This is a genomic window from Mucilaginibacter sp. (assembly GCF_028288105.1).
Taxonomy (GTDB): domain Bacteria; phylum Bacteroidota; class Bacteroidia; order Sphingobacteriales; family Sphingobacteriaceae; genus Mucilaginibacter.
Map to the genome: position 1 here is coordinate 1 of NZ_JAQBOI010000302.1, position 10164 is coordinate 10164.

General features: G+C 42.0%; 5 protein-coding genes and 1 pseudogene. All 6 read right to left on the minus strand.

Translation table 11 applies throughout. The features are described from left to right. Positions 1 to 477 (minus strand): annotated as a pseudogene (locus JWQ85_RS20160) (sodium:solute symporter); the annotation flags it as partial. Between the two features lie 114 nt (positions 478 to 591). Beyond that, positions 592 to 1467 (minus strand): AraC family transcriptional regulator, encoded by an 876-nt coding sequence (locus tag JWQ85_RS20165; RefSeq protein WP_299471206.1) that lies wholly within the window; start codon positions 1465 to 1467, stop codon positions 592 to 594. Between the two features lie 181 nt (positions 1468 to 1648). Next, positions 1649 to 2725 (minus strand): IPT/TIG domain-containing protein, encoded by a 1077-nt coding sequence (locus tag JWQ85_RS20170; RefSeq protein WP_299471208.1) that lies wholly within the window; start codon positions 2723 to 2725, stop codon positions 1649 to 1651. Between the two features lie 29 nt (positions 2726 to 2754). After that, positions 2755 to 4368, minus strand: coding sequence for a RagB/SusD family nutrient uptake outer membrane protein (locus JWQ85_RS20175; protein WP_299471209.1), 1614 nt, complete (start codon positions 4366 to 4368; stop codon positions 2755 to 2757). 20 nt (positions 4369 to 4388) lie between these two features. Continuing rightward, entirely contained in the window at positions 4389 to 7547 is a 3159-nt protein-coding gene (locus JWQ85_RS20180; RefSeq protein ID WP_299471211.1) for a TonB-dependent receptor, read from the minus strand. Between the two features lie 656 nt (positions 7548 to 8203). Further along, positions 8204 to 10164 (minus strand): hybrid sensor histidine kinase/response regulator transcription factor (locus JWQ85_RS20185; RefSeq protein ID WP_299471212.1); only part of this gene is annotated, 1961 nt, incomplete at its 5' end.

Consider the following 10164-nt stretch of genomic DNA (forward strand, 5'->3'; position numbering starts at 1 on the left):
ATCCCAGGGAACAAATATTTCGATAAATTTTCCTAAACCTATAAAACCGTAAGCCATAAAACCCAGGCAGCTTAACAAGGCAAAAGCGATAACCACCAAATGCGAACTTGTTACCCCTGCCCCGGTCGTTCCAAATCTTGTTGCCAGCCACTCGGCACCTGTAGTGGCGTTTGAACGGCGCAACCAGCGCGAAAGGTACATCATTAAAAATACCTGGTTAAACACCGGCCACAGCCAGGGGATCCAGATGCTTTTCATGCCATATACGAAGCATAGGCTCACCATCCACATGGTACCGCTTATGTCGAACATATCTGAAGCATCGCTAAGGCCAAGCTTGTACCAGGGCAGGCTTTTACCGCCCAGCATATAGCTATCCTTGTTTTCGCGGGCTTTTTTGCGATACCAAAAACCAATAAATATGGTGCTTAACAGGTACAGTACGATAATGGAAATATCGATTAAGGATAATCTCATTTAGTTAATAGTTAGTATTAATTGGTACCTGCTAAAATAGACGATTAAATTACCCTATATATAATACTATTTTAACCTTAAATTTCTTTTTCGGGCAAAACAGGGTGATAAAACCTATATAAATATGCGGTTACCGGTGTATGTTTCCCTAAACTCTTTGGGGATACAAAACTTTTTACGTTTAAAGATCCTGTTGAAATTAGAGATGTTATTGAAGCCGCATTTGTAAGCGATCTCGGCTACGGTGGTGGTGCTGTCTATGAGCATGCGCGAGGCATGGCCAAGCCTTATCTCGTTCAAACTATCAATAAAGGTTTTACCTGTACGCTTCTTTATAAAGCGACTGAACGATGCCTCGGGCATATTAGCTATGCGGGCAACTTCGGCCAGGCTTACCGGTTTATTGTAGTTGCTATTCATAAACTCAAACACCTTCTCTATCCGGCGGCTGTTGTAATAAAACTTCTCATTTGTAAAGCTCGGATCTGAAAGTGTTTTCATATTCCGGGAAATAGATAGGTCGTGCAGGATAGATAATAGCTCCAGTACACCATCAAACCCGTTCTTCTTATCAAGCGATAGAAGCCTATCTTTCAATGCTGCAATGGTTTCCGGCGAAAAAGCAATGCCCCGCTGCGAGCGCTCCAGCATACTTTTCACAAAGCTTAGCTGGTTTCGGCGCAGAAACTTTTCATCAAAAAGATCTTTATGAAACTGGATGGTAACTTCGTTTATAGCTTCGCTTTTGCACTGATGTGTAAACCAGGCGTGGTAAAGGTTTGGCCCCACCAGCACCAGCTCCAGATCATCAATAACCTCTATATGCCCGCCTACAACGCGCTTGGCGCCATTGGCATTTATAATGAGGTTTAACTCGTACTCTTCGTGGTAATGAAGTGGGAAATCAAACTTATTTTTTACACGCGAAAAAATAGTAAAGCAATCGCTTGGAGTAAGCGGTGTTATCTCACGCATAACGTTATTTGGCATAATAAATAATTATTGGTTTACTCAACTGTGAACACTGATACGAATTTAACATTTATTGCATAAATATTTAATTGTTTAACACAGCTACCTACCTCATATCAATAATTAACGGCATTAAAAGCAATGATATAATTAATAACCACCCGGCCAGCGTTGGGCCGCCTGCCAGGTGGTTAACACATTACTGATTTACAATAATGACATCATCAAAATAGAAAGTTTCGTCTCTATCATTTGGTCCTTTTATCCAAAAGCCAAGGGCATTTAAAGTGTTACCTGTACTCCAAAGAGCGGCTGTTGAAACCGGGATCTTAAAGTAGGTCCATACATTGGCCGGAATGGTAAGCGGGGTCGTATCATCATTATTACCGTATCCTTTGGGCCTTTTATCAGCTGTAAGATAAAGGGTATAATCCTGCGACGCGCCCTTTACCCAGAATGTTAAATATTGATACTCGGGTTTAGAAGCCAGGCCGGGGTACCAGTTAGAAAAACCATCTGCAGACCAGTTACCCTTTGCATAGGTTGCAGCAAAAGAGGCTGTGCCTGATTTAGATACCGTGGTAGATATGGTTGCAGGGCCCCATGAGTTGTTCGCCCATCCATCGGCACCGTAATTATCTGTAAATATCTTGTACGCCATATCCAGGTTCTCAAATACCTGCGTGGTTGTTATAGGCCCTGTTGCATTCGTAATTTCCAGCGGAGCGCCCGGGACAGTGCTATTTGCCGGCATTTTTATAACCAGTTCTTTCTTGGTTTGCGATACAATGCTTATTGCATCATTAAACCCTTTAAACTTTACCAATGTAACATCGGCCAGGTTGTTGCCTGTAATGGTTATTTCGGTATTGCTTGTAAAGTTGTAGTTTGATACGGTTGAAATAACAGGCAGCGCTATCACATTAAACTCCACCAATATTTGCTTACCAATTTTATTGGTTATAATAATGTTTTGCTTACCGCCGTTTGCCGTATCCGGCACTCTAAAAATTAAGGCATTACCTGTGTTAAACACCGTATTAAATGGTGCAGATACATTTCCTTTTTCAAATACAACTGTTTGTATCTCGCCAAGGCCACTACCGGTAAGTGTTAAAACATCGCCACCTTTAGCAGAATCGGGCTGAATTTTATCAGCTTTTGGGCTGGAGGATGCTTCAGCCGGTTTAGCGTTCTCTTTTGTACAAGATGTAATGATTGATGTGCCCGCAACAAATGCAAACAGCACTATCAATAATTTATATATATTTTTCATGATCAATAATGATTTTAATACGTTATCATTTATTTATAATAGTCAACAGCCGGTTCAAGCAGTTTTGGATCCTGAACTGTTTCTGACTGCGGGATAGGCAAAAACAGCTGAGCCGCTGAGCTTATTGTAGCTTTAAAGCTGGTAAGCTGCCCATTACTGTTCAATGTCCCCCGTTCCTGCGATGCGATAATTTGCTGTGCTTTGGCAAAACCCTGGCGCTGAACATCAAACCAGTAATCGCCCTCAAAAGCAAACTCCACTTTACGTTCATGTAAAATATCATCATTAGTGATGCTGGTTAAACTTGTTAAGCCCGCCCTGTTATGCACCGCGTTAAATGCTTCAAGCGCACCTGCATCAGCAGTTGAACCTGCACCGCCTAAAACGGCTTCTGCATATACCAGCAATACATCGGCATAGCGTAATATATAGGTAGGCATGCTGGTATGGCCATCGGGTGTAACAGGTTCATTGGCACGGTTAGGGCCTACAACATATTTTTGAATGTTTGAACGGGTACCTGTGAATATAAAATGATCATCAGTTGCCCGGCCGGTGGTATCATAAGTGAACCCGGTAGGGAAATTAACATTCACCCACTCTGCTTTATGAAAGCCCTGCTGCATTACAGACCAGCCGCGTCTTTTATCGGCAGTTTCGTAACCTGTAGCCGCGTTTAACATATCAAACGAAGGCACAACTGCCGAGTAGCCGTTACCACCGGTTGGCAGTGGTTTTACAAGCGGTTGCGGAGCAACATAAATTGAAAAACGGTTACCACCATTCCATCCCATTGATGCAAGCCATCTTAATGAAAACAAATTTTCTTTGTTTTTAACATTGGCTACTGTTGATGAAGTGAACATTGCGTTATAATCAGGATTTAAGCCCAATACACCGGCGCCGGCACCTTTTGAATAATCAATTACCTGTTTTGCTTTAGCAGCTGCATTTGGGTAATCTTTCAGGTACAGATAGACCTTAGCCATCATACCTAAGGCTGAGTATTTGGTTACACGGCCATCCTGTACGGCTACTTCTGGCAGGTTATCTGCAGCGGCCTGCAAATCTTCTAATGCAAAGCGCAACACATCTTTTTGATGATATTTAGGCACCAAATATGCTCCGGGTTTTGTAAGATCCAAAGGGTTATCAACTATCGGCGCGTCGCCAAAGGTGCGACCAATATAAAAATAGGCAAACCCGCGAATAAACCTGGCTTCGGCAATACCCCTGTCAAGAAACTCGGTATTTGCACCGCCAAGCAGTGCTTTCTTATCTTTAAATGTTTGTATAAGCACTGATGCCTGCCCTGCAGCTTTGTAGCAGGAGTTCCAGGTACTTGACACCAACCCATCGGTACTTTGAATATTGAAGTTATAAAATGAGTTATACTGGTCGTTACCCTGTGTACCGGTAACTGTTCCGCCCAATAAATCTCCTACAGATATAAACGCCTTATCAAACCAATCGCCCCAAACATTATTGTATAAAATACCTGTAGCGCCGTTTACCTGTTCGGCATTGGTGTAGTAATTATCTGTTGTAGGCCCGGTTGTAGACGGGTGGTTAAGGAAATCCTTTTTACATGCAGTTCCAAAGCAAACTAATGCACCTAAGAGGAATATAATTTTTATTTTCATTTTGCTAATTTTTAACTTAATTAAAACTGAATATTGGTACCAAAAGTGAATGTACGCGGCACAGGATAATGGCCGTTATCTACATTCATTAATGTTACCGAACTATTATTTGCACCTAATTCAGGGTCATAACCAGTGTATTTGGTAAACGTGTAAAGATTTTGTGCCGATGCATAAACCCTTATCGATGCCATTTTAAGTTTGCTCATGATGCTTTTAGGAAGGTTGTAACCAAGAGATACGGTTTGTATGCGTAAGTACGAACCACTTTCAATATAACGGTCAGATATCCTGGTGTTGTTATTGGTCCATTGGTTATACCTTGGCATGTTGGTATTGGTATTTGAAGCTGTATACCTGTTTAGCACAGTAACCAATTGGTTATTATTTGAATTTGACATTGCCTCGGTTTGCCTGCGGGTATAGTTCAGTATTTGTCCGCCATAGCTGCCATACAGGAACACAGACAGGTCTATGCCTTTATAATTGAATGTGTTGGTTAAACCGTAAACAAATTTAGGGTTAGGGTCACCAATAACACGTGCATCTTTGTCATTGATTATCCCATTACCGTCCAAATCTTTATAGCGGATATCGCCCAACCATAAAGATCCGGGTGCTACTATTAAACCTGTAGGAATAGGGCCTTTTGCCAGTTCTTCCTGGCTTTTAAATAAACCATCGGTTACAAAACCGTAATAACTGCCAAGCGGGCTGCCCGGTGCAGATAAAGAAACCAAGCTTGTAGCGCCATACTCATTAAATGAGCCTTGCAATGAAGCTGTTGGGCTATTTAAGGCTACAAGCTTATTTTTATAATGGCTAAATGTTACGTTGGTTTTCCAGTTAAAGGCTTTGTTTTGAATATTATATGATGTTATACTAATATCAATACCCTTATTGGTCATATTACCAGCATTGGTAATTGGCGATTGGATGTCGTTCCAGTTAGTTCCTAAACCCGAGAATGAAGGCAACTGGCTTGCCAAAAGCATGTTTGTTGTAGTTTTCTTATATACATCAATAGTTATTTCGGCCCTGCTATTAAGCGTGGTTAGGTCAATACCGGCGTTATAGGTTTTAACCGTTTCCCAGCCCAGAACCGGGTTGGCTACGTTAGAAGGAAGACTGCCCGGCCCAAAAGGAGCGGTACCATACAACGTTATGTTTGAGGTATAGGCATTCCCGCTACCACCAGTACTTTGGTTACCTACTTCTCCGTAACCCGCACGTAGTTTTAAGTAATTGATGCTTTTAGATTCTTTCAGGAAATCTTCGTTCGTTACTGTCCATGAAGCAGATACCGCAGGGAATGTTCCCCATCTTTTACCGGGGCCAAAACTTGATGAACCGTCACGGCGTATTGTACCCGTAATTGCGTATCTGTTATTATAGGTATATCCTGCACGTGCAAAAACAGACTCCATGCTCCAGGTACCTGCGCCGGCACCAATACCCTGTGTAAGATCGGCAAGGCCTGCATTTAACGATGGAAGATTTAGTGTAAGCCCGTTACGGTTGGCGTTGATGTAATCGTAATCAGACCGCTGAACTTCATGACCAAGGGTAGCACTAATGCTATGTTTACCAAATGCGCGGTCAAAATTCAGGAAGTTTTTAACGTCCCAGTAAAGGCTTTGGGTTCTTTGCTCACGTATACGGCTTGGTGATAATATTACAGCACCGGTAACACTATTTTCTAAGTAAGGCTGAAAAGCCCTGTCATTTGTTAGGTTGAAGTTATAGTTGGCTTCGTTTCTTAATGTTAGGCCTTTAAAAAACTTGATCTCTGCATAAAGTGCTCCAATGCCCCTGTAATTACCGGCCGAAACATCGCGTTGTTGTGCTAATGTAACCGGGTTGTTTGTTAAATTGATGGCGTAACCTCCAACATTGGCATTTGTAATATAATTACCATATATATCGCGTATTGGTGAAACCGGTGTATTATATAACACGGTGCTTGTTACCGCATCAAAGCCATCGCTAAGCCCTATTTGCTGCTTGCTTTTTGAAAGGTTGCTTGTAAAGCCCGCTTTTAACCAGTTATTAATCTGGTGATCAACACTGGCTCTTAATGTATAACGTTCAAAGTCGGTTTTTATAAGTGTACCTGTTTGTTTAAGGTATCCCCCAGAGAAATAGAATTGTGTTTTTTCGGTACCTCCAGATACACCTACCTGGTGACTGGTTGCAATACCTCTTTGATATATCTCGTCCTGCCAATCGGTACCATGCCCTAAAACTGACGGGTCTCTAAATTCAATCGTGCTATCTAAACCACTACCCGGCACGGCCCTAACTTCATTTACCAATGAGTTTCTGTACTGTGCATACTGTTGTAGGTCCATCACTTTTAGCTTTTTAGGTATTTCTGAAAAACCTACATAAGCATCATAAGTAAGCTTGCTTTGGCCGGGTTTGCCACGTTTGGTATTAATAATAACAACACCATTTGCACCACGCGAACCGTAAATTGCCTGTGCAGATGCATCTTTTAAGATGTCTATAGATTCAACATCTGCTGGGCTTAAAGTAGCCAAAACGCTTTGCCCGGTTTGGCCGCTGCCCCCACCCAGGAAATCCTGGCTTGCGCTGGTTGAGCCGCCTCCAAACTGTACACCATCAATTACATATAATGGCTCGTTTGATCCGGTGGCGCTTGTTATACCACGTACCCTTACAGAAACGCCTGCACCAGGCTGCCCCGAGTTGGTGGTAACCGTAACACCTGCTACCTTACCTTGTATAGCCTGGTCAATACCGGCTACCGGTAAGTTTTTGATGTCCTTTTCACTTACCGATGAAATGGAAGATGTAATATCGGCACGGCGGATACTACCGTAACCAATTACAACAACCTCGTTAAGCGAGGTATTTGATGCTTTAAGTGTTGCATCAATAACGGTTTGGCCGTTTATTGCAACCTCGCGGGTTTCGAGCCCGATAAATTTAAAGACAAGTACTTTTGCTGCCGCAGAAACGGTAATTGTATACCTGCCATTAACATCGGTTACGGCAACACCTTTACCATCTTTAACAGATACGGTAACCCCTGGCAGTGCGCCGGTCTCATCCTTTACTGTTCCTTTGATTACCGTGCCCCCGTTTTGCGCCATGGATGAAGCACAAATGAAAAAGGAAGCAAACAGCAATGCTATTCGTAGAATTTTTCCCATAATGGTTTGTTGGTTTTTGGTTATTTTATATTTGATTTAAATTGATGTACGCGTTTATAACAGGCCGGTAAAATGCCGCGTAAATGCACCGTTGGCATTCACGTTCCAGGTGTAATTAATACCCTGCCTTGTTTAATAATTTTTAAAAAATGGTTTAATTGGTTTATATAATAGTGCTGCGGTAATTGATACCCATGCAGTATTGGTTATTCTGGGGTTAAAATTATATGCTATTAAAAGACCTGTTGTGGATATATAGGGGTACAAATGTCAACCTCAATTAATGAATTGATTTACAGATAATTAATATGTGAAAAGAACACTAATGAGACTATTTAATTACAAATGTGCACCTGTAAGCTAATTTCAGATACTTTATAAAGTGCATAAATAGTATTACAATGCAGGGGCTACGGGTGTTATATTTTGTAGGATTTCTTTGGTTAGTGAATTTTCTCGCAAAGACGCAGAGACGCGAAGATTTAAAGAAAAACAAATCGATTCCGGACGGGCAAGTGTTCCGTAGGGGTAACAGGCAGGTGAGGTTAATAGCCGTTTTGGCTAAAGCCGATTGCGCTATCCATCGCATCCGTTGGCTGAAGCCAACGGCAATGAACTAATTTCTCCTGATAGATATTGCAATCAACTAATCTCTACTATCCTTCTACCGTTTCCACATATCGGGATGGTATGGTGTTATACTCGGCCTTAAAGGTTTTAACAAAGTATTTCTGGCTTTTAAACCCAACCTTATGGCAGATCTGCGAGATGGTGAGGTGGCCGGTTTCCAGTAGCTGAGCAGCACGTTTAAGACGCATTTGGCGCACCAGTTCATTTGGTGTTTTGCCCGTCATTTGTAAGATTTTTTTATACAGCGTATAACGGCTTACACACATATCACTACTCAACTCCTCAACCGAAAAATTGGGATTGGATATATTGTTATCTATCAGTACCAAAACCTTTTTAATAAACAGTTCCTCGGGCGATTCTACATGCAGTTCGGTTGGCTTGGCTTCTACCTGTTTTTGATAGGTTTTGCGCATATACTCCTGTTGGCTCAATATATTCTTGATCTTTGACAGCAGTATCTCGAAGTTAAAGGGCTTGGTCATGTAATCGCTGGCACCCGTGCCCAGGCCTTTAAGCTGCTGCTCCTCGCCTGCCATAGCTGTAAGCAGTATTACCGGGATATGCGATGTACGAGTATCGTTCTTTATCTTTAAACAAAGATCGATGCCATTCATTTCGGGCATGGCAATATCACTAACTACCAGGTTGGGGTGCTGCGCCAATGCTTTTTGCCAGCCTTTTTTGCCATTCTCTGCTTCAATAATATTAAACGCGTCTTTCAGGTTATCCTTTATATAGAAGCGGAAATCGTCATTATCTTCTACCAGTAGCACGGTAGGTTTTTTACCGTCGCGGGTTTCTTTAATTTGAATAGCCTTGCTTACTTCCAAATCAAACAGGGCATCACCATGCTGTAATAACAGGGGTGTATCAGTAAATAAACGCTCATCCAACTCTTGTAAGGGCAATAGCACGGTAAAACAGCTACCCTGGTTAAATTCGCTTTCTACCATTATCTCACCACCGTGTAGCCTTACAAATTCTTTGGTGATTGATAAACCTATACCGCTGCCCTGATTAAGCATAGAGCCGGGGATATCGTTCTGGAAAAATGGCTCAAAGATCCTGTCGAGCTTATTCTCATGGATGCCTATACCGGTGTCTATCACTTTAATTTCCAATTGGCACTGTGATGGAATAGCGGTATCCTTAAAGTTTAACAATACGCTCACATGCCCACCCGCCTGGGTAAATTTATAGGCGTTTGATAACAGGTTGAATATAATGCGCTCAATTTTATCCTGATCAAAACTGGTATGAAACTCATCTAACTCGGCATCAAACACAAAGCCAATACCTTTCTGCTCCGCCACATCGGTAAATGAATACGATAGCTCGCGGATAAACCCGATAATATCGCCCGGTTGGTTATGCAGTTTCAGTTCCTGGTACTCCATCTTCCGGAAATCGAGCAACTGGTTAACTAAATTTAGTAACCGCTTAGCATTACGGTTAACCAATAAAAGCTGTTTTTGGATATCTGGCTCCTGTATCTGTTTAATTATCCTGTCAACCGGCGCCATGATCAACGACAACGGCGTACGGAACTCGTGGCTTACATTGGTAAAGAACTTTATCTTCATCAGGTCAAGCTCATGCAGGCGCTGGGTTTCTTCACGTTCTTTCTCTAACAGGAACTGGGCCCGTATTTTTTGTATACCTCTATGACGCAGATAAAATAATGCACCAACAAAGGCCAGGGCATATAATATATACGCGATTGTTGTTTTCCACCAGGGTGGTAATATGGTAACATGCAGATAGAGCTCCTTACTTTTCCAAAAGCCGGGGTTTGACGCGCGTACTTTAAAAATATAATTTCCAGCATCTAAGTTGGTGTAAACAGCCTTGCGGGTTATGTTATCGGCAGTTATCCAGCCTTTGTCAAAACCCTGCATGGTGTATTCAAATTTTACCTTATCGGCATCAAAGTAATTAAGCGCGGCAAACTCTATCCCAAAAACATTCTCGTTATACTTTAACT

Bases quoted from the DNA above. Each gene is read 5' to 3' on its own strand.
- JWQ85_RS20165 (WP_299471206.1), bottom strand. From the start codon at position 1,467: ATGCCAAATAACGTTATGCGTGAGATAACACCGCTTACTCCAAGCGAT.
- JWQ85_RS20170 (WP_299471208.1), bottom strand. From the start codon at position 2,725: ATGAAAAATATATATAAATTATTGATAGTGCTGTTTGCATTTGTTGCG.
- JWQ85_RS20175 (WP_299471209.1), bottom strand. From the start codon at position 4,368: ATGAAAATAAAAATTATATTCCTCTTAGGTGCATTAGTTTGCTTTGGA.
- JWQ85_RS20180 (WP_299471211.1), bottom strand. From the start codon at position 7,547: ATGGGAAAAATTCTACGAATAGCATTGCTGTTTGCTTCCTTTTTCATT.